General features: G+C 70.2%; 18 protein-coding genes and 2 tRNA genes. 7 read left to right on the plus strand and 13 right to left on the minus strand.

From position 1 onward, the window contains the following. Position 1 precedes the first annotated feature (1 nt). From IFT72_RS10930 to pknB, 5 genes are all read left to right on the plus strand, one after another. Entirely contained in the window at positions 2–1243 is a 1242-nt protein-coding gene (locus tag IFT72_RS10930; protein WP_192046445.1) for a protein phosphatase 2C domain-containing protein, read from the plus strand. Then, positions 1230–2696: an FtsW/RodA/SpoVE family cell cycle protein gene (locus IFT72_RS10935; protein WP_192046446.1), complete on the plus strand. Its 1467-nt coding sequence runs from the start codon at positions 1230–1232 to the stop codon at positions 2694–2696. Before IFT72_RS10930 ends, IFT72_RS10935 begins: the two co-directional genes overlap by 14 nt. Continuing rightward, positions 2696–4171, plus strand: coding sequence for a penicillin-binding protein 2 (locus tag IFT72_RS10940; RefSeq protein ID WP_056058092.1), 1476 nt, complete (start codon positions 2696–2698; stop codon positions 4169–4171). The genes IFT72_RS10935 and IFT72_RS10940 overlap by 1 nt, the downstream gene beginning before the upstream one ends. Next, entirely contained in the window at positions 4168–5940 is a 1773-nt protein-coding gene (locus IFT72_RS10945) for a protein kinase (protein ID WP_192046447.1), read from the plus strand. The genes IFT72_RS10940 and IFT72_RS10945 overlap by 4 nt, the downstream gene beginning before the upstream one ends. Before the next feature lie 203 nt (positions 5941–6143). Beyond that, positions 6144–7844 (plus strand): Stk1 family PASTA domain-containing Ser/Thr kinase, encoded by a 1701-nt coding sequence (pknB, locus tag IFT72_RS10950; RefSeq protein WP_219731535.1) that lies wholly within the window; start codon positions 6144–6146, stop codon positions 7842–7844. Between the two features lie 45 nt (positions 7845–7889). Here the strand turns inward: pknB and IFT72_RS10955 are convergent, their stop codons facing one another. Genes IFT72_RS10955 through IFT72_RS10965 form a run of 3 tightly spaced genes read right to left on the minus strand, consistent with a single transcriptional unit; the run spans position 7890 to position 9477 of the window. Continuing rightward, a complete protein-coding gene (locus IFT72_RS10955; protein WP_056058098.1) occupies positions 7890–8528 on the minus strand; it encodes an aminodeoxychorismate/anthranilate synthase component II in 639 nt (212 codons plus the stop codon). Beyond that, complete coding sequence (locus tag IFT72_RS10960; protein ID WP_185230687.1) at positions 8525–8686, minus strand: hypothetical protein; 162 nt, start codon at positions 8684–8686, stop codon at positions 8525–8527. Before IFT72_RS10960 ends, IFT72_RS10955 begins: the two co-directional genes overlap by 4 nt. A gap of 2 nt (positions 8687–8688) precedes the next feature. Further along, positions 8689–9477: a class E sortase gene (locus IFT72_RS10965; protein ID WP_082514651.1), complete on the minus strand. Its 789-nt coding sequence runs from the start codon at positions 9475–9477 to the stop codon at positions 8689–8691. Between the two features lie 107 nt (positions 9478–9584). Between IFT72_RS10965 and IFT72_RS10970 the strand changes: the two genes are divergently transcribed. After that, entirely contained in the window at positions 9585–9848 is a 264-nt protein-coding gene (locus tag IFT72_RS10970; protein WP_192046448.1) for a cell division protein CrgA, read from the plus strand. A 219-nt stretch (positions 9849–10067) separates the two neighbouring features. Here the strand turns inward: IFT72_RS10970 and IFT72_RS10975 are convergent, their stop codons facing one another. Both IFT72_RS10975 and IFT72_RS10980 read right to left on the minus strand, forming a co-directional pair. Continuing rightward, positions 10068–10919 carry a rhomboid family intramembrane serine protease gene (locus tag IFT72_RS10975; RefSeq protein ID WP_192046449.1) on the minus strand — a complete coding sequence of 284 codons (852 nt, stop codon included), beginning with the start codon at positions 10917–10919 and terminating at the stop codon, positions 10068–10070. Continuing rightward, entirely contained in the window at positions 10920–11459 is a 540-nt protein-coding gene (locus tag IFT72_RS10980) for a peptidylprolyl isomerase (protein WP_056059244.1), read from the minus strand. It abuts the gene before it with no gap. Positions 11460–11597: 138 nt separating this feature from the next. Between IFT72_RS10980 and IFT72_RS10985 the strand changes: the two genes are divergently transcribed. After that, the gene (locus IFT72_RS10985; protein WP_056058109.1) at positions 11598–12134 is read left to right on the plus strand and encodes a hypothetical protein; all 537 of its coding nucleotides are present in this window, start codon (positions 11598–11600) and stop codon (positions 12132–12134) included. A gap of 536 nt (positions 12135–12670) precedes the next feature. Here IFT72_RS10985 and IFT72_RS10990 read toward each other — a convergent pair. The 8 genes from IFT72_RS10990 to gnd all read right to left on the minus strand — a co-directional run bounded on the left by IFT72_RS10990 (position 12671) and on the right by gnd (position 20884). Beyond that, positions 12671–12743: transfer RNA gene (locus IFT72_RS10990), tRNA-Ala, on the minus strand. A gap of 51 nt (positions 12744–12794) precedes the next feature. Beyond that, positions 12795–12868 (minus strand) — tRNA-Ile (locus IFT72_RS10995). A gap of 72 nt (positions 12869–12940) precedes the next feature. Further along, positions 12941–13348 (minus strand): DUF3566 domain-containing protein, encoded by a 408-nt coding sequence (locus IFT72_RS11000; protein WP_056058111.1) that lies wholly within the window; start codon positions 13346–13348, stop codon positions 12941–12943. Then, a complete protein-coding gene (gene gyrA / locus IFT72_RS11005) occupies positions 13341–16010 on the minus strand; it encodes a DNA gyrase subunit A (RefSeq protein WP_185230689.1) in 2670 nt (889 codons plus the stop codon). Before gyrA ends, IFT72_RS11000 begins: the two co-directional genes overlap by 8 nt. Positions 16011–16087: 77 nt before the next feature. Next, entirely contained in the window at positions 16088–18061 is a 1974-nt protein-coding gene (gyrB, locus tag IFT72_RS11010; protein WP_056058114.1) for a DNA topoisomerase (ATP-hydrolyzing) subunit B, read from the minus strand. Positions 18062–18228: 167 nt separating this feature from the next. Next, positions 18229–18780, minus strand: coding sequence for a DciA family protein (locus IFT72_RS11015; RefSeq protein ID WP_185230693.1), 552 nt, complete (start codon positions 18778–18780; stop codon positions 18229–18231). Further along, positions 18777–19982: a DNA replication/repair protein RecF gene (recF, locus tag IFT72_RS11020; protein WP_192046450.1), complete on the minus strand. Its 1206-nt coding sequence runs from the start codon at positions 19980–19982 to the stop codon at positions 18777–18779. Before recF ends, IFT72_RS11015 begins: the two co-directional genes overlap by 4 nt. Positions 19983–19999: 17 nt before the next feature. Beyond that, positions 20000–20884 carry a phosphogluconate dehydrogenase (NAD(+)-dependent, decarboxylating) gene (gnd, locus tag IFT72_RS11025; protein ID WP_056058120.1) on the minus strand — a complete coding sequence of 295 codons (885 nt, stop codon included), beginning with the start codon at positions 20882–20884 and terminating at the stop codon, positions 20000–20002. Between the last annotated feature and the right edge of the window lie 11 nt (positions 20885–20895).

Below are 20895 nucleotides of genomic sequence, written 5' to 3' on the forward strand. Positions count from 1 at the left end.
CGTGACGCACCCCAAGAGCGCCGCTCTGTCCCACGTGGGCAAGATCCGGTCCAACAACCAGGACAGCGGCTACGCCGGCACACAGTTGTTCGTCGTCGCCGACGGCATGGGCGGGCACGCGGGGGGCGACGTCGCCTCGGCGATCGCGATCCGCCGCATCCGCGAGACCGACAAGCAGTACACCTCGCCCGGCGACGCCGAGTTCGCGCTGCAGTCGTCGCTGATCGCCGCGAACCAGCTGCTCGCCGAGACGGTCTTCGAGCACCAGGAGCTCACCGGCATGGGCACGACCGTCAGCGCGCTGCTGCGCGTCGGCGACAGCATGACCGTCGCGCACATCGGCGACTCGCGCATCTACCTGTGGCGCGAGGGCGAGCTCAGCCAGATCACCGCCGATCACACGTTCGTGCAGCGCCTCGTCGACAGCGGCCGGATCACGGCCGAGGAGGCGGCGGTCCACCCCCGCAGGAGCGTCCTGATGCGCGTGCTCGGCGACGTCGACGCGGCGCCCGAGATCGACACCGCGACCCTCGGCACGCTGCCGGGCGACCGCTGGCTGATCTGCTCCGACGGCCTCAGCAGCTACCTGGCGGAGGACCGCATCAAGAAGGCCCTCGCGGCCGGCCTCGACCCCGAGCAGACCTGCCGTCGCCTGGTGAAGGAGACGCTCGACCACGGCGCGCCCGACAACGTCACGGTCGTCGTCGTCGACGTCGACGAGTCGGGCGACTCGTCGGTCGAGCCCGCCGTCACGGTCGGCTCGGCCTCCGAGCCCCTCACCTTCGAGGGCGAGGCCGGGCGCAAGTCGCTGCGCCTGCCCAGCATCCTGCTTCACCCGCTCAAGGTCGCGACCACGCCGGAGGACAGCCACTTCGAGCCCGAGAGCGACGAGTACCTCGCCGAGCTCATCGCCGAGGACCGCCGTCGTCGCCGCCGTCGTCGCGTCACCTGGCTGGTCGCCCTCGTCGTCGCGGTCGGGGCGCTGGCCGCCGGCCTCGTGCTGGCCTACCAGTGGACCCAGGACCACTACTACGTGGGCGAGCGCGAGGGCAGCGTCGTCATCTACAAGGGCGTTCAGCAGACCCTCGGCCCGATCAGCCTCAGCGAGGTCTACGAAGAGACCCCCGTGCAGGTCGACGACCTGCCCAACTACACGCAGCTGACCGTGCGCGACACGATCAACGCCGACTCGCTCAGCGACGCGCGCGCCATCGTCGAGAGGCTGACCGATGCCGCCGAGTGACGACGCGTCGACCGAGCTGATCGGCCAGTCCCGAGGAGGCGCGGGAGGCTCCCGCGGGCCCGTCACCTCGTCCGCCGCCTCCGCTCCCCCGGAGAACTTCACGCAGGCCATCACCATCCGCCTGCGTCAGCCGGCCCGGCTCCGCAACCTCGAGCTGCTGATGCTCGTGGCCGCGGCGGGCATCTGTGCCGGCGCGATCGTGCTGGTCCAGCTGGGGGCCACGGGGGCGATCGACCCGAGCGTCCTCGTGTCGGGCTCGAGCATCCTCGGCCTGGCCCTGGTCTTCCATCTCGTGCTGCGCGTCGTCGCCCGCGAGGCCGACCCGTTCATCATGCCGATCGCGCTCACGCTCAACGGCATCGGCATCGCCGAGATCTACCGCCTCGACCTGGCCCGCGGCGTCGCCGGGTGGGACGCCCTCGGCATCAAGCAGATCGCCTGGACGGCCATGGCGATGGCGATCGCCCTGGTGGCGCTGCTCGTCATCCGCAACTACCGCGTGCTGTCGCGGTACCGCTACATCGCGATGTTCGTCTCGATCGTGCTGCTGCTGCTGCCGCTGGTGCCGGGCATCGGCCGTGAGGGCCTCAACGCCCGCGTCTGGATCGACCTCGGGCCCTTCTCGTTCCAGCCCGGCGAGATCGCGAAGATCACGCTCGCCGTCTTCTTCGCCGGCTACCTCGTGACCGCGCGCGACAACCTCTCGTTGATGGGCCCGAAGATCCTCGGCATGCGGTTCCCCCGTGCCCGCGACCTCGGCCCGATCCTCATCGTCTGGCTCGTGGCAATGGGCGTGCTGATCTTCCAGCGCGACCTCGGCACCTCGCTGCTCTACTTCGGCCTGTTCCTCGTGATGATCTACATCGGCACGGGGCGCGCCAGCTGGATCGTGCTCGGCCTCACGCTCTTCCTCGGCGGGGCCCTCGTCGCCAGCACCTTCCTCGGCTACGTGCAGGGGCGCTTCGCCGCCTGGCTCAACCCGTTCGACCCGGTCGAGTACAACGCCGACGGCGGGTCGTTCCAGCTGGTGACCGGCCTGTTCGGCTTCGCGAACGGCGGCCTGCTCGGCACCGGCCTCGGCCAGGGCCGCCCGCAGACGACCCCGCTGGCCGAGAGCGACTACATCTTCGCGGCCCTCGGCGAGGAGCTCGGGCTCGCCGGCATCTTCGCGATCCTCGCGCTCTACATGCTGCTGGTGTCGCGGGGCTTCCGCATCGGCTTCGTCGGCCAGGACGACTTCGGCCGCATGCTCGGCGTCGGCGTCTCGTTCGTCATCGCCCTGCAGGTCTTCGTCGTCCTCGGCGGCGTCACCCGCGTCATCCCCCTGACCGGCCTCACCGCGCCCTTCCTCGCGGCGGGCGGGTCGTCGCTCGTGGCGAACTGGATCATCGTGGCCCTGCTGCTGCGCCTGTCCGATTCGGTGCGCTCCCAACCGAGGCTGGTGGTCGGCTGATGAACAAGGAACTGAGACGCGTGAGCTTCGTCGTGCTGGCGATGTTCGTCGCACTGCTCGTCTCGAGCACGTACATCACGGCCTTCCAGGCCGACTCGCTGCGGGCGGACAGCCGCAACTACCGCACGCTGCTCGCGAGCTACTCGGCGCAGCGCGGGCCGATCCTCGTGGACGGCCAGCCGGTCGCGCAGTCCGTGCCCGTCGACGACGTGTACGAGTTCCAGCGCACCTACCCGTCGGCCGAGCTGTACGCCCCCGTCACCGGCTACTACACGCTGGGCCAGGGGTCGCGGGGCATCGAGGACTCCATGAACGACTACCTCACCGGCAACGCGAACGCCCAGTTCTTCGACCAGGTCAACTCCGTGCTCACCGGGCAGGACCCTGAGGGCGCCACGGTCAACCTCACGATCGACCCGGCCGTGCAGCAGGCCGCGTACGACGCGCTGGGCGACAACTCGGGCGCGGTCGTCGCCGTCGACCCCTCGACCGGCGCGATCCTCGCGATGGTGTCGAAGGAGAGCTACGACCCGAACCTCCTCGCGAGCCACGACCGCGACGCCGTCAAGGCCTCCTACGACCAGCTCGTGGCCGACCCGGGCGACCCGCTGCAGAACCGGGCCATCCAGGGCGACCTCTACGCCCCCGGGTCGACCTTCAAGCTGGTCACGACCGCGGCGGCGCTGGAGAGCGGCGACTACACGCCCGACAGCGAGTTCCCCAACCCGGCCACGCTGACCCTGCCCGGCACCTCGACGAACATCAACAACGCCGAGGGCGGCAGCTGCGGCGGCGGCGAGACCGCGACGCTGGCGACGGCCCTGCGCCTCTCGTGCAACATCCCGATGGCGCAGCTCGGCCAGCAGCTCGGCGCCGACGCCCTGCAGGAGCAGGCGGAGGCGTTCGGCTTCGGCGACGACTCGATCGCGATCCCGCAGGCCGTGACCCCGAGCCAGTTCCCGATCACCGACGAGGACGGCGACCCCATCAGCGACGCCTCGCTCATGCTCCAGTCGTTCGGTCAGGGCTCGGACCGCGTCACGCCGCTCCAGATGGCCATGGTCTCGGCGGCGATCGCCAACGGGGGCACGCAGATGGACCCCACCCTCGTCGAGAGCGTCCTGAACCCCGACCTGAGCCCGGTGCGCGACTTCTCGCCGACCGAGTACGGCAAGCCGATCAGCGCCGACACCGCGTCCACGATGACCGACATGATGGTGCAGGACGTCGCCGACGGCGCCGCCAGCAATGCGAGAATCAGTGGCGTCGACGTGGCCGGCAAGACCGGCACGGCGGAGAACGGCCCGGGCGACCCCTACACGCTCTGGTTCACCGGCTTCGCCCCCGCGGTCGACCCCCAGGTCGCGGTGGCCGTCGTCGTCGAGAACGGCGGAGGACAGGGCCAGTCGGCCTTCGGCAACAGTGTCGCGTCACCAATCGCGAAGAAAGTACTAGAGGCGGTGCTGAACAGATGAGACCTTCCGGCGGAATCACCTTCGGTGGGCGATACCAGTTGTCGACCCGCGTCGCCATCGGCGGCATGGGCGAGGTCTGGGAAGCCACCGACCTCGTCATCGGCCGCACGGTCGCGATCAAGATCCTGAAGGACGAGTACCTGGGCGACCCCGGGTTCCTCGAGCGCTTCCGGGCCGAGGCGCGGCACGCGGCCCTCGTCAACCACGAGGGCATCGCGAACGTCTTCGACTACGGCGAGGAGGAGGGCAGCGCCTACCTCGTGATGGAGCTCGTGCCCGGCGAGGCCATGTCGACGGTGCTCGAGCGCGACCGCGTGCTCCCCACCGACAAGGTGCTCGACATCGTCGCGCAGACCGCCTCGGCCCTCCAGGCCGCCCACGCGGCCGGCCTCGTGCACCGCGACATCAAGCCGGGCAACCTGCTCGTCACGCCCGACGGGCGCGTCAAGATCACCGACTTCGGCATCGCCCGCATCGCCGACCAGGTGCCGTTGACGGCCACCGGCCAGGTGATGGGCACCGTCCAGTACCTGTCGCCCGAGCAGGCCAGCGGCCACCCCGCGTCGCCGAGCACCGACATCTACTCGCTCGGCATCGTCGCCTACGAGGCCCTCGCCGGCCGTCGCCCCTTCACGGGCGAATCGCAGGTCGCCATCGCCATGGCGCAGATCAACGAGCAGCCGCCGGACCTCCCGGCCTCCGTCCCGGAGCCCGTCCGTCGCCTGGTGCTCTCCTGCATCGCCAAGAAGCCGGCCGACCGCCCCGCGTCCGCGTCGGCCCTCGCGCAGGCCGCTCGCGCGCTCCGCCGCGGCGACGTCGCGGCAGCCACGGTCGCCGTCCCGGCCATCGGCGTCGCCGCCGGCGCCGAGGCCGCCACCCAGCTCTTCTCCGCTCAGGACGACAGCACGCGCGCCTTCGCGCCCGCCGGCGCCGCCGCGACCGGGGCGTACGTGCCCGGCTCGGCCGACCCCGACGCGCTCCGCGGCGACGAGCTCGACGACGACGAGAAGAAGAAGCGCAGCCCCTGGTTCTGGCCGCTCATCGTCCTCGGCGTGCTCGTGCTCGCCGGCGTGATCGCCCTCGCGGCCTTCGCCCTCAACGGCGACGACCCGGAGCCCGCGCCGACGCCGAGCGTCACCTCGTCGACGCCGACCCCCGAGCCGACGACCCCGACCCCCACGCCGAGCGCGACGCCCACCACCGTCCAGGTCGACTCGAGCGACTTCGTCGGCCTGGCCGAGGACGACGCCCGGGCCCAGCTCGAGGACCTGGACCTCGTCGTGCTCTCGCAGGACAGCTCGACGCCGGCCCCTGACGCCGCAGCGGTCGGGACGGTCGCGAGCCTGAACCCGACGGGCAACGTCACCATCGGCTCGACGATCACGCTGTCGATCTACCGCGCCGCGCCGACCCCGACGCAGCCGACGGCACCGACGGCGACGCCCACCACGATCACGGCGGACGGGCAGACGACGTCGACCGTCTCGTGGCAGGCCTACCAGAACTGCCCGTCGGGGTACTCGCTGACCGGGTACTCGTACAACATCACGGGAGGCGGCACGGACTCCGCGGGCGCGACCAGCGGCGCTCTCGGCACCAACGTGACACAGGTGCAGGTGAAGTCGACCACCGCCGGCAACATGACCGTCTCGTACGTCGCGAACTGCGGCGAGCTGCAGAGCCCGCCCTCGGCCGGCGTCACCGTCCAGGTGGCCGCGGCTCCGGTCCAGACGCCCAGCCCGAGCACGCCTCCGGGCACGGAGGGCTGAGCTCGACCACCCGCTCCGCCACGACGGCCGCGACCCCCACGGGGCCGCGGCCGTCGTCACGTCACGGGAGCATCACGAAGCCCTGACAATCATCCTCCCGGCGTACCGAGCGACCCGGATGGGGGGCGGGGCGGCAAGTACACTTGCGAGGACCGCTGATCCGACCTGCGGTCGCGACGGGAGTGCAGGGCGTGGTTGAAGGCGTGAGAGAGGGAATCCACCTCCTCGCCAACCGGTATCAGATCGGCGATCTCATCGGTCGGGGCGGGATGGCCGACGTCCACGTCGGCACCGACGCCCGGCTGGGGCGCAAGGTCGCGATCAAGCTGATGAAGCCGTCGCTGGCGCTCGACCCGGCCTTCCGCACCCGCTTCCGCCAGGAGGCCCAGGCGGCCGCCCGCATGGCCCACCCCACCATCGTCCGCGTCTTCGACGCCGGCGAGGAGTCCGCCCGCGACGCGCGCGGGCAGGAGGTGCAGGTGCCCTTCATCATCATGGAGTACGTCGAGGGCCGCCTGCTCAAGGACATCGTCGCCGAGGGCCCGCTCGAGCCCGCCGAGGCGGCCCGCCTCACGGAGGGCGTGCTCACCGCCCTCGAGTACTCGCACCGCGCCGGCATCGTGCACCGCGACATCAAGCCCGGCAACGTCATGGTCACCCACGCGGGCCAGGTGAAGGTGATGGACTTCGGCATCGCCCGGGCCATCTCCGACTCCGCCGCGACCGTCGCACAGACGACGGCGATCCTCGGCACCGCCCAGTACTTCAGCCCCGAGCAGGCGCGCGGCGAGACCGTCGACGCCCGCTCCGACCTCTACTCGACCGGGGTCATGCTCTTCGAGCTGCTCACCGGCCGGCCGCCGTTCCGGGGCTCGTCACCGGTCGCCGTCGCCTACCAGCACGTCAGCGAGGCTCCCGTCCCGCCGAGCACGATCGCTCCGGCGGTCTCGCCGGGCCTCGACGCCGTCGTGCTCCGCGCCCTGGCGAAGGACCGCTTCGAGCGGTTCCAGACCGCGGCCGAGTTCCGTGACGACGTCGCCGCGGCCGCCGCGGGGCGCGCCCCGGCGCGGCGGCAGCCCGTGCACGACGCGAACGCGACCATGTTCGGCGTCGACGCGCTGTCCGCGGTCGGCAGCGACGCGGCCCTGAAGGAGCTCTCCTCCGACGACAACGACCGGCCGCAGCGCACGCAGACGCGACCGCCGGTCGCGTGGATCTGGGCCGGCATCGTGCTCGTCGCCATCGTCGTGCTCGCCGTCGTCTTCTGGGTCGCCAACATCAAGCCCCCCGAGATCGCGACGGCCACGGGCTCGACCGTGCCCGCCGTCGTGGGCATGAGCTACGACGACGCCGCGGCGGCCCTGGAGGACGTCGGGCTCGTGGCCGTCCGCGCTGACGTGCCCAGCGACTCCGTCCCGGTCGACGAGGTGATCGGCGCCTCCCCGGCCGAGGGCACCACGGAGGTGCCGGAGGAGACCGAGGTGACCCTGCAGGTCTCCTCGGGGCCGACAATGGTCGCCGTCCCGGCCCTGAAGGGGCTCGACGTCGCGGCCGCCTGGGCGGCCGTCACCGGCGCCGGGCTCACCCAGGGCACGCAGACGACCGACTACTCGACCGACGTCCCCGCGGGGGGGGTGCTCGAGGCCGACCCCGCCGAGGCCGAGCAGGTGGCCGAGGGCACGACGGTCGACCTCGTCGTCTCGAACGGCCTGGTGCAGGTGCCCGACGTCACGCGTCAGTCGGTGACGGCGGCGATGAGCGTCCTGGGCGACGAGCTGGGCCTCGTGGTCGGCACCTACCCCGACGCCGGCTGCTCCGGCCAGAGCGTGTCGACGCAGTCCCTGCCGCCGGGCGACCAGCCGCAGGGCTCGACGATCCAGCTGGGCATCTGCAGCGCCGAGTAGCCCCAGCGGCCCGGAACACGCTCGTGCGCCGGGTGCGCCCTCCGGTCAGCGGCGACCCGTCAACGGGTCGAGCCCTCGGGCGGTGACCGCCGCCTCCGGCAGGCCCGCGACGCCGAGCCAGTTGCCGATCATCCGGTAACCGCCCTGGGTGAGTACCGACTCCGGGTGGAACTGCACGCCGTAGACGGGCGCCGACCGGTGCTGCAGGCCCATGATCACCCCGCCGTCCGTCCGCGAGGTCACCTCGAGGTCGGTCGGCACGGTCTCGTCGACGACCGCCAGCGAGTGGTACCGGGTGGCCGTGAAGGGCTGCGGCACGCCGTCGTAGATCACGCTCGCGTCGTGGCTGACCTGCGACGTCTTGCCGTGCATGAGCTCCTCGGCGTGGGTGACGGTCGCGCCCATCGCCTCGGCGATCGCCTGGTGGCCGAGGCACACGCCGAGCAGGGGCAGGTCGGCCTCGAGCGCCGCGTGCACGACGTCGATCGAGACGCCGGCCGCGGCCGGCGTGCCCGGGCCCGGCGACAGCAGGACGGCGTCGTAGTCGGCGATGCGCGCCGCGACGTCGGCGGCGGCGAAGGCGTCGTTGCGCACGACGTCGGTCTCGGCGCCGAGCTGCTGCAGGTAGCCGTTCAGGGTGTAGACGAAGCTGTCGTAGTTGTCGACGACGAGTACTCGGGTCACGGGGTCTCCACGGTGACGTCGGGGGCGGGGATGATCTCGTTCACGAACGGGAAGACCCACTCGACGAGGGCGTACAGGGCGGCTGCGAGCAGCACGAGGACGAGGAACAGCCGCACCCACCAGGGGCCGGGCAGGACGCGCCAGAGGCTCGAGTACATCGTCAGGCTCCCACTCCGGCCGCGGCCAGCTCGGCCGGCACCTCGGTGAGGGGCGACCACGAATCGTAGACCCCGTACGCCACGATGCGCTCCTGCGCCGTGAACATCGGGTTGCAGCTGGTCAGCGTGATGAGACGCTCGCCGGAGGCGGCGCTCACGTCGGGTGCGTCGGGCACCGGCTGCAGCACGGAGACCTGGGTCGCCGGCACGTACTGCAGGTTGCGGAAGGTGTACGTGTACCAGCCGTCCTGCGTCTGCACGTAGATCTTGTCGCCGGGCTGCAGGTCGGCGATCTTGTTGAACGGCGCCCCGTACGTCGTGCGGTGCGCCGCGATGCCGAAGTTGCCGACCTGACCCGGCATCTGCGTCTCGTCGTAGTGGCCGATGCCGATCTTGTTGAGCGTGCGCACCGTGCTCGTGCCGCCGGCGATGGGCACGGCGTAGTCGGCGCCGAAGCGGGGCACGTAGAAGTTCGCGAAGGTCTGCGCCTCGGCCGGCGCGGCCGTCACCGGTGGGTCGGCGCCCTCGGGCACCTCCGTGGGCGCCGCGCTGGCCTGCTGCTCGAACTGCTCGCTGAGCTGCGACGCCTGGTCACGGTGCTCGTCGGCGACGACGAGGTCGTTGAACCACTGCTGCCACGCGATGAACAGCAGCACGAGGACGCCCGCCGTGATCAGCAGCTCGCCGAAGACCCCCACGACCGAGACGCGCCGTCGGGGCCGGCGAGGCCGTGGCGGCTTCGCCGCGGCGGCACGGCGTCGGCCACGGGACCGGCGGGAGTCGTCATCCATGGCTCGATCCTACGTGCTGCACCCGTGCGGGAAAGCGGCCGTCACACGGCGTTCACCTGGGGAGGGACCAGGGCTCCCCCAGCACCCGGGACGCTAGTATGTGCGCCATGGCCACTGACAAGAACCGCACGACGAAGCCCGCCCGCGCCCGCGAGGCCCGCTCCGGCGAGGCTCACACCTCCGCCGAGGCGCCGAACCCGGTCTGGTTCAAGCCGGTCATGTTCGGCTTCATGCTCGTCGGCCTGGCCTGGATCGTGGTGTTCTACGTCAGCCAGAGCACGCTGCCCGTGCAGTCGCTCGGCTCGTGGAACATCTTGATCGGCTTCGGCATCATGTTCGTCGGCTTCCTCATGACCACCCGCTGGCGCTGACGCGGGCTCTCCGCGTCATGGCCTGCTCGAACGGGTCTTCGGAACTACCCCTGCGTAGTTCTCCCCAGTGTTAATAAGCCTGTGGATAACTCCCTGTGGAGAACACTGAGGAGAAAGTCCCGGTCACACTGCCCGGCCAGAACCGAGAAGAGGCGGCTCCCCACAGGGGAGCCGCCTCTTCTGTCGTTCAGGTGTTCGAGCCCGGACGGCGCTCGACGCTCAGAGCAGACCGATCAGCTGCGCCGACCTGAGCAGGGTGATCGCGACCACCGCGACGCCGAGGGCGACGAGCACGCCGGTCTGCAGGACGCGCTTCGACCGGTGACGTGTCTTGGAGTACAGGAACGCCACCGCGCCTCCGGCGATCAGGCCACCGACGTGGGCCTGCCAGGCGACGCTCGGCAGGATGAAGCCGAGGGCGAGGTTGATCGCCACGAGCACCAGCAGCTGGATGCTGCGGCTGCCGAGGCTGCGGGCGATCACGAAGAACGCGGCCATGAGGCCGAAGACCGCACCGGAGGCGCCCAGCACCACCGAGGACGGTGCCAGGACCGCGACCGCCGCCGACCCGCCGATGCCGGCGATGAAGTACAGCGCCGCGTACCGGGCCCGACCGAGCTGGCGTTCGAGCTCCGCTCCGAAGATGTACAGGGAGTACATGTTGAAGAGGATGTGCCAGAAGCTGCCGTGGACGAACATCGTCGTGACCATGCGCCAGGGCTGCTGGATCTCGACCGGCGCGTAGAAGACGAGCGCCTGCGTCACGACGCCGTTGCCGACCCCTGTGAGCAGCTGCAGCAGGAAGACGACCGCGGTGACGGCCATGATGCTGTACGTCACGACGGGCTTCCCCGCCGCGGCGGCTCCGCGGAAGCGGGTCACGACGGCCGGCTTCACGCGCGGCGCGGAACCGCGCGCCTCACGCACGCACTCGGGGCAGTGCACGCCGACCGCGGCCGGGGTCTGGCACTCGCCGCAGATCGTGCGCCCGCACCGCTGGCAGAGCACGAAGCTCTGCCGGTCGGGGTGGCGGTAGCAGTAGTTCGCGGCGTTCCGGGGAGCGTCGGTCACCTAGACCTCGTCGATGGTGACGCTCTCGAGCACGACGTCGTCGATCGGCTTGTCGCGGGCGTCGGTCTTGACGGCCTCGATCGCGTCGACGACCTTCTTCGACTCGTCGTCGGAGACGACGCCGAAGATGGTGTGCTTGCCCTGCAGCCAGGGGGTGGGCACCGTGGTGATGAAGAACTGCGAGCCGTTGGTGCCCTTGCCGCCGCGGGTGCCGGCGTTGGCCATGGCGAGGACGTAGGGGGCGTTGAAGTTCAGCTCGGGGTGGATCTCGTCGTCGAACTGGTAGCCGGGGCCGCCGACGCCCTGGCCGAGCGGGTCGCCGCCCTGGAGCATGAAGTCCTTGATGATGCGGTGGAAGACGACGCCGTCGTAGAGCTTGTCGGTGCTGACCTTGCCCGTGGCGGGGTGGGTCCACTCGATCGTTCCGGTGGCGAGGCCGACGAAGTTGGCGACGGTCTTGGGGGCGTGGTCGCCGAAGAGGTCGACCTTGATCGTGCCGAGGTTGGTCGTGAGGGTGGCGACAGCAGTGTGCGTGGACATGAGCGCCATTCTCCCACAGGGCCCGGACCCCCCAGCAGGTGCCCAGCGATCGCGGTGTTACCTGCCAGGATGCCTCGTGCCAGGATGGGAGGCCAGCATCGTACTCACCCGTTGCCTACTAGTCGTTGGAGGAACACTGTGGCCCTGTCACGCAAGCAGAAGAAAGAACTGAAGAAGTTCAAGAAGCACGCGGTCGACGTGTGGTCGGAGCAGCGTGAGGTCCTCGGCCACGCCGGCAAGGTCATCGGCGACGCCCGTGACCACGGCGTGAAGTACGCCAACAAGACCGTCGTGCCGCGCGTCAAGGGCGCCGTCGACGCGAACGTCCGCCCGGCCGTCTCCTCCGGCCTCGCCGCGAGCTCGCACGCCGCGGCCGTCGCGCAGGACCGCTGGAAGCACGACGTGTACCCGGCCGTCGCCTCCTACCTCTCGGGCCTCGACCTGGTCAACGACCCCAAGGTGAAGAAGGCCGTCAAGAACGCCAAGAAGCAGGGTTCGAAGGTCGCGGCCAAGTACGTGCCCTCGAAGAAGAAGTCGGGCCCCGGCGTCGGCGGCGTGCTGCTGATCGGTCTCGGCGTGGTCGCCCTCGGCGGCATCGTCTTCGCCGCCGTGCAGACCCTCCGTGCCGACGACGAGCTCTGGGTCGCCGACGACGACGCCGACACCAAGGCCTAGCCGCCCCAGCACCTCGCACCACCCCCGAGAGGGCCCGCTCCCCCCGGAGCGGGCCCTCTCGCACGTCCACCCCCGGTCGACGAGCGAAGCAACGTCCCCCGCTCCCGTCCGCGGCTCCGAGCCCGGCCCCCGAGTCCCCGTCGTCCCCTCCGACCTCCTAATTTGAGAGAGATCGCCCCGCGGATGCGGCTGAACCCGCACTACCGGGGCCTCATCCCCCGGATCTCTCTCGCTTTCCGCCACCGCGAGCCGAGCCGCGTCGCCTCCCGCCCCCCCCCGACGAGCGAAGCGACGCCGCCCGTCAGATGACGAGCGAAGCGACGTCATCCGGCAGGTGACGAGCGAAGCGTCGTCACCCGCGGCGACGAGCGAAGCGACGTCCCCCGCAACGAGCGAAGCGACGTTGCGCCTCCCCCTTCGGGAGCTGGTCCCGCACGGTGCTGCGCCGCAGGAGCGGCGGCGCAGCCAACAAGCACGAACGAAAAATCCCCGCAAGTTCCCCGAAGGGGAACGAGCAGGGATAGACCCATTTTTCGTGGAGCCTAGGAGAATCGAACTCCTGACATCCTGCTTGCAAAGCAGGCGCTCTACCAACTGAGCTAAGGCCCCGTTCGGCGGAGTGAACCGCGCCGGGGAACCCGTCGGTGGTTCTCACGGGAGTGGGGCTAACAGGACTTGAACCTGTGACCTCTTCGTTATCAGCGAAGCGCTCTAACCGCCTGAGCTATAGCCCCCGGACCGTCGTAAAGCCTACAGCACGACGACGGAGTTCACGAATCGAGCGTCTGCTCGGCCCGTGAGCCGGTTCAGTTGTTCGTGAAGCCCACGAGCAGGCCGCCGGTGACGCGGACGCTCAGGTTGTACAGCACGGCGACGATGGCGCCGATGACGGTGCCGACGACGACGTTGAGGACGGCCACGACGATGCTGAAGAGCATGATCTGGGCGATCGAGAACGTGTCCTGGATGGAGAAGTTCTGGTCGCCGAGGATGTCGCGCAGCAGGGTGTCGAGGTCGTTGAAGATCCCGGTCTGGTTGAGGATCAGCCAGATCAGGAACGTCGCGACGATCGTGATGATGCCGAGGGCCACCGCGATGAGGAACGACAGCTTCACGACCGACCAGAAGTCGATGTAGACGAGCTTGAGTCGGACCTGCTTGGTGCCCGAGGGCTTCTTGGCCTTGCTCTGGAGTCTGTCAGCGACGCTACTCATTGATCGGTTCCTCTTCCGTGCTGTCGTCAGCGGGCTCGACGGCGGGCTCTGGAGCGTTCTCGACGGTGTCGATCACGTCGCCGGGGCTCACGGCGGGCACAGCTTCGTTGTCACCGACCGCGTCGATGACGGCCTCGTCGGACTGTGCCACGAGATTCCGTTCGGTGTTGCGCGCCACGGCGATGATGCGGTCATCAGCGGCGAAGCGCGCGAACACGACGCCCATGGTGTCACGGCCCTTGGCCGGCACCTCGGCCACGGCAGACCGTACCACCTTGCCGCTCGAGAGCACGACGAGCACCTCGTCGTCCTCGCCGACGATGAGGGCGCCGGCGAGGTCGCCCCGCGCCTCCGCCAGCTTGGCGACCTTGATGCCGAGGCCGCCGCGGTTCTGCACGCGGTACTGGTCGGCGGCGGTGCGCTTCGCGTAGCCGCCCTCGGTGACGACGAACACGTAGCCCGTGTCGTCGGCGACCGACGCCGACAGGAGGGTGTCGCCCTCGCGGAAGGTCATGCCCTTCACGCCCGAGGTCGAGCGCCCCATCGGACGGAGGGAGTCGTTGGTGGCGGTGAAGCGCAGCGACATGCCGTGACGGGACACCAGCAGCAGGTCGTCGCTCTCGTCGACGAGCAGCGCCGAGACGAGCTCGTCGTCGTCGCGCAGGTTGATCGCGATGATGCCGCCGGTGCGGTTCGTGTCGTACTCGGTGAGCGCCGTCTTCTTGATCAGGCCCTCCCGCGTGGCGAGCACGAGGTACTGCGCCACCTCGTAGTCGCGGATGTCGAGCACCTGCGAGATGGACTCGTCGGGCTGCATCGCGAGCAGGTTCGCCACGTGCTGGCCCTTGGCGTCGCGCCCGGCCTCCTGCAGCTCGTAGGTCTTGGCGCGGTAGACGCGGCCCTTGTTCGTGAGGAAGAGCAGCCAGTGGTGCGTCGTCGTCACGAAGAAGTGGTCGACGACGTCGTCGGCGCGGAGCTGGGCGCCGCGGACTCCCTTGCCGCCGCGGTGCTGGCTGCGGTAGTTGTCGCTGCGCGTGCGCTTGACGTACCCGCCGCGGGTGATGGTGACGACCATCTCCTCCTCGGGGATGAGGTCCTCGACGCTCATGTCGCCGTCGAAGCCGAACATGATCTCGGTGCGGCGGTCGTCGCCGTACTTGTCGGTGATCTCCTGCAGCTCGTCGCTGACGATGCTGCGCTGGCGCTCGGGCTTGGCGAGGATGTCCTTGTAGTCGGCGATCTCGCGCTCGAGCTTGTCGGCGTCGTCCTGGATCTTCTGGCGCTCGAGGGCCGCCAGGCGGCGCAGCTGGAGGTTGAGGATGGCCGAGGCCTGGATCTCGTCGACGTCGAGCAGCTCCATCAGGCCGCCCCGCGCCTCCTCGACGGTGGGCGAGCGGCGGATGAGCGCGATGACCTCGTCGAGGGCGTCGAGCGCCTTGAGGTAGCCGCGGAGGATGTGCGCGTCGGCCTCGGCCTTCTTCAGCCGGAACTGGGTCCGACGGACGATGACCTCGATCTGGTGGTCGACCCACGCCGAGATGAAGCCGTCGAGCGCCAGCGTGCGGGGCACGCCGTCGACGATGGCGAGCATGTTCGCGCCGAAGTTCTCTTGCAGGCTGGTGTGCTTGTAGAGGTTGTTCAGCACGACCTTGGCGACGGCGTCGCGCTTGAGCACGATGACGAGGCGCTGGCCGGTGCGGCCGGAGGTCTCGTCGCGGATGTCGGCGATGCCGCCGATGCGGCCGTCCTTGACGAGCTCGGCGATCTTGATCGCGAGGTTGTCGGGGTTCACCTGGTACGGCAGCTCGGTGACGACGAGGCAGGTGCGCCCCTGGATCTCCTCCACCGAGACGACCGCGCGCATGGTGATCGAGCCACGGCCCGTCCGGTAGGCGTCCTGGATGCCCTTGACGCCGAGGATCTGCGCGCCGGTCGGGAAGTCGGGGCCCTTGACGCGCTGGATCAGCGCCTCGAGCAGCTCTTCGCGGGTGGCCTCGGGGTTCTGCAGGTACCACTGCGCGCCCGCCGCGACCTCGCGGAGGTTGTGCGGCGGGATGTTCGTGGCCATGCCGACGGCGATGCCGACGGAGCCGTTGACGAGGAGGTTCGGGAACCGGCTCGGCAGGATCGCGGGCTCCTGCGTGCGGCCGTCGTAGTTGTCCTGGAAGTCGACGGTGTCCTCGTCGATGTCGCGGACCATCTCGAGGGCGAGCGGGGCCATCTTCGTCTCGGTGTACCGGGGGGCGGCGGCGCCGTCGTTGCCGGGCGAGCCGAAGTTGCCCTGGCCCAGGGCGAGCGGGTAGCGGAGGCTCCACGGCTGCACGAGGCGGACGAGCGCGTCGTAGATCGCCGTGTCGCCGTGCGGGTGGAACTGGCCCATGACGTCGCCGACGACGCGCGAGCACTTCGAGAACGCGCGGTCGGGGCGGTAGCCGCCGTCGTACATCGCGTAGATCACGCGGCGGTGGACGGGCTTGAGGCCGTCACGCACCTCCGGCAGGGCACGCCCGACGATGACGCTCATCGCGTAGTCGAGGTACGAGCGCTGCATCTCGAGCTGCAGGTCGACCTGCTCGATGCTGTCGCGCTTGATCGCCGGGGCGAAGGTGGGGGTGCCCTCGGCGTCGTCGCCCTCGGGGGTCTGGGTCGGCTCGTCGGCCATGATTCTCCGTCTGTCGTGGTGTGCCCCGGTCGTCTCCGCGGGGCGCGGGCGTGCTCCGGCTCAGCCGGAGGCGCGCATCAGATGTCGAGGAAGCGCACGTCTTTCGCGTTCTGCTGGATGAAGGCACGGCGCGACTCGACGTTCTCGCCCATCAGCGTGTCGAAGATCGTGTCGGCGGCCGCGGCGTCCTCGAGGGTGACCTGGAGGAGGGTGCGGGTGTCCGGGTCCATGGTCGTCTCCCACAGCTCCTTGTAGTCCATCTCGCCGAGGCCCTTGTAGCGCTGGATCCCGTTGTCCTTCGGGATGCGCTTGCCGGCGGCACGGCCCTGCACGAGCATCGCGTCGCGCTCGGCGTCGCTGTAGACGTACTCGTGCGGCGCGTTGCTCCACTTGAGCTTGAACAGCGGCGGCTGCGCGAGGTACACGTAGCCGAGGTCGATGAGCGGGCGCATGTAGCGGAAGAGCAGCGTCAGCAGGAGGGTCGTGATGTGCTGGCCGTCGACGTCGGCGTCGGCCATCAGGACGATCTTGTGGTACCTCGCCTTGTCGGGGTCGAAGTCCTCGCCGATGTCGGCGCCGAACGCCTTGATCATCGCCTGCACCTCGTTGTTGCCGAGCGCACGGTCGAGGCGCGCCTTCTCGACGTTGAGGATCTTGCCGCGGAGCGGGAGGATCGCCTGCGTCTCGGGGTTGCGCCCCTGGACGGCCGAGCCGCCGGCCGAGTCGCCCTCGACGATGAAGATCTCGGAGAGCGACGGGTCTTTGCTCTGGCAGTCCTTGAGCTTGCCGGGCATGCCGTTCGACTCGAGGACGCCCTTGCGGCGGGTCTGCTCGCGCGCCTTGCGGGCGGCGAGGCGGGCCTGCGAGGCCAGGATGCCCTTGCGGACGATCTCGGCGGCCTGCTTCGGGTTGCGGTCGAACCAGTCGTTGAGCTGCGAGCCGGCGACCTTCTGCACGAACGACTTCGCCTCGGTGTTGCCGAGCTTGGTCTTCGTCTGGCCCTCGAACTGCGGCTCGCCGAGCTTGATCGAGATGACGGCGGTGAGGCCCTCGCGGACGTCGTCGCCCGACAGGTTGTCGTCCTTCTCCTTGAGCAGGTTCTTCTCGCGGGCGTAGCGGTTGATCAGCGTCGTCAGCGCGGCGCGGAAGCCCTCTTCGTGGGTGCCGCCCTCGTGCGTGTTGATCGTGTTCGCGTAGGTGTGGACGCTCTCCTGGTAGGAGGTGTTCCACTGCATGGCGACCTCGAGCGAGATCTTGCGCTCGACGTCCTCCTGCTCGAAGGCGATGATGTCGTCGTGGACGGTCTCGACCTTCTTCACGGTGTTCAGGTACTCGACGTAGTCGACGAGGCCCTTCTCGTAGTGGAAGACGTCGTGGCGGGCCTCGACGCCCTCCTCCTGCACGCGCTCGTCGCTGAGCTCGATGCGGAGGCCCTTGTTGAGGAAGGCCATCTGCTGGAACCGGGTGCGGAGGGTCTCGTAGTCGAAGTCGACCGTCTCGAAGATCTCGGCGTTGGGCCAGAAGGTGATCGTGGTGCCGGTGGTGTCGTCGGCCTCGCCCTTCGCGAGCGGCGCGACGGGCACGCCGTCGGTGAAGCTCTGGCGGTAGACGTTGCCCTGGCGGCGGACCTCGACGTCGAGCTCGCTCGAGAGGGCGTTGACCACCGAGCTGCCGACGCCGTGCAGGCCGCCCGAGACGGCGTAGCCGCCGCCGCCGAACTTGCCGCCCGCGTGCAGGACGGTGAGCACGACCTCGACGGTCGACCGGCCCTCGATCGGGTGGACGTCGACCGGGATGCCGCGGCCGTTGTCGACGACGCGCACGCCGCCGTCTTCGCGCATGGTGATCTCGATGTGGTCGCAGTGGCCGGCCAGCGCCTCGTCGACCGAGTTGTCGACGATCTCGTAGACCAGGTGGTGCAGACCGCGGGGGCCCGTCGAGCCGATGTACATGCCGGGCCGCTTGCGCACGGCCTCGAGGCCCTCGAGAACCTGGATCGCACTGGCGCCGTAGGAGTCGTCGGGCTGGGCGTCGGTGGGGTTCGGTGACATGTGCGTGGGGGCTCCTGCCGGACGGGACGAGGGGTGTCGCCCCGCTGCGACACGCGGGCGCGCAGAGCGGTCAGACGACCCTCAGAGTCTACCGCAGGCGTGTCCCCCGTAGGGCGAGATCCGCCCACAGACGGATTTTCACGAGCCGGTTGGACGATTCACCCTCCCTAGCCGTAAGTATCGCGAGGACCACGCCCTGGAACCGATCTGGGGCCGCGTTTCCAGGACGGGGCGTTGGGTGCCAGGAAACGCACCGACTGGATCCCCGCGTCGGGGTACCTCTGGACGATGGTCGTCGTGACCGTCCCGCGCATGAGCCGGAGCTGCGTCGCCCACGCCGTGGAGTCGCACTGCACGGTCAGCGTGCCGTCGTCGATCGACACCGGGTCGGAGTGCGCGGCGAGCTCCTCGCCGACCATGTCGGGCCACGCGGTCATCAGCTCGGACTGCGCCAGCGGCGAGCTCCAGCCCATCTCGGTCGTGACGGTGGCGAGCACGTCGGCGATGCCGCGGGGCTCCCGGCCCGTGCCGAACGGCTGGCTCGGCGAGCCCAGCTTGATGGCCTTGCGGCGACGGCCGTCGCGCGAGCGGCCGTTCGGGTCGCCGAACACGCGCCGGAAGCGGAGGTACACGCGCTGCGCCTCGTTGTCGCCCCGGGGAGGCGCGGGCTCGGTCGCCGGGGCCGGCTCCGTCGCCGGGGTGGTCGCGTCGTCGCTCACGGGGTCGCCGCCTCGTCGACCGGCGCCGCTTCGTCGACCGGCACGGGCTGGTCGACGATCGTGCCCTTCGCGATCCGGACCGTGTGCGCCTTGAGCCGGGCGGGCACGTCGCCCTCGACCGCGGCGGTGATGAGCACCTGCTCGTAGTCGGCGACGGCGTCGGCGAGGCGCTCGCGCCGTGACCCGTCCAGCTCGGCGAACACGTCGTCGAGCACGATCACCGGGTCGCCCGTCGCGGAGTCCGTGCGGATGACGGCGGCCGACGCGAGCTTGAGCGCGAGGGCGAACGACCACGACTCCCCGTGGCTGGCGTACCCGCGCGCCGGCAGCGCGTTGAGCGAGAGGAAGAGGTCGTCGCGGTGCGGGCCGACGAGGGTGAGACCGCGGTCGAGCTCGGACGGCCGCACCCGCGCGAGCGCCTGGCGGAAGACCCCGGGGACCTCCGCCGGCGGGATCGACTCGCTCGGCGACTCCGCCGCGGTGGTCTCGTCGTCGGGCACGGAGCCCCGGATGCTGAGGACGGTCGAGAGCCGCGCGGCGTGGTCCTCGCCGGCGACGGCGGCGTACGACCGGGCGACCTCGGGGGCGAGGTCGGCGACGAGCTGGTCACGGGCGACGACGATCTCGCTGCCGAGCGCGACGAGCCGTTCGTCCCAGATGTCGAGCGTGCCGAGCTGGTTCGGCTTGACGCCGGAGGCGCGGGCCGACTTCAGGAGCGTGTTGCGCTGCTTGAGCACCCGCTCGTAGTCGGCCTGGACGCCCGCGAGGCGCGGCGACCGGGTCACGAGCAGCTCGTCGAGGAAGCGACGGCGGCCCGAGGGCTCCCCGCGGACGAGTGCGAGGTCCTCCGGCGCGAAGAGCACGCTGGTGAAGTAGCGCGGCAGCTCGCGGGGCTTGATCGCCCCGCGGTTGACCTGCGCACGGTTGGGCGACGACCGGTTGATCTGGACCTCGGCGAGGAGCTCGCGGTCTCCCGCCTCGAGGCGGGCCCGCACGATGGCCGAGTCGGTGCCCTGCCGGATCAGCGCGGCGTCGGACGACACCCGGTGCGAGCCGAGGCTCGCCAGGTAGCCGAGCGACTCGACCAGGTTCGTCTTGCCCTGGCCGTTGCTGCCGACGAAGAGGTTGGGCCCGCGCGCGAGCGCGACTTCTGCGGACGCGTAGTTCCGGAAGTCGGTCAGGCTGAGATGCAGTACTCGCACGCGGGCCGGTGAGGCGACTAGGCCTTCTTGACCGCGTGGCCGCCGAACTGGTTGCGCAGGGCAGCCACGGCCTTCATGGTCGGCGAGCCCTCGCCCTGGCGCGACACGAAGCGCGCGAAGATCGAGGCGCTCAGCGCGGGCATCGGGACGGCGTGGGCGATGCCCTCCTCGAGGGTCCAGCGACCCTCTCCGCTGTCTTCGACGTAGCCCGACAGGCCGTCGAGCTTGGGGTCGGCCTCGAGGGCCAGCACCATGAGCTCGAGCAGCCAGGAGCGGACGACCGTGCCGCGCTGCCACGCCTTGAAGACCGCGGGGACGTCCTCGACGAGGCCCTTGGCCTCGAGGAGCTCGTAGCCCTCGCCGTACGCCTGCATGATCGCGTACTCGATGCCGTTGTGGACCATCTTCGCGTAGTGGCCCGCGCCGACGCCGCCGGCGTGGCTGAAGCCCTCCTCGCGGGGGCCCTCGGGGCGCAGCGCGTCGAAGACGGGCATGGCGCGCTCGACGTCGGCGGCGTCGCCGCCGACCATCAGGCCGTAGCCGTTCTCGAGGCCCCAGACGCCGCCGGAGACGCCGGCGTCCATGTAGCGGATGCCCTTGGCGTCGAGGAGGGTCGCGTGGACCTCGTCGTCGAGCCACTTCGAGTTGCCGCCGTCGATGACCAGGTCACCGGGCTCGAGCACCTCGCCGAGGTCCTTGATGACCGCGTCGGTGATCTGGCCGTGCGGCACCATCACCCAGACGAGGCGGGGCGACGGCAGAGCCGCGGCGAGGGCGCCGAGGTCCGCGACGTCGGAGACGGCGGGGTTGGCGTCGTAGCCGGTGACCTCGATGCCCGCGTTGCGCAGGCGAGCGCGCATGTTGTTGCCCATTTTGCCGAGACCGACGAGGCCGATGTGCATGAGATTCCTTC

It is taken from the genome of Frigoribacterium sp. CFBP 8754 (genome assembly GCF_014841815.1).
GTDB classification, from domain to species: Bacteria; Actinomycetota; Actinomycetes; order Actinomycetales; family Microbacteriaceae; genus Frigoribacterium; species Frigoribacterium endophyticum.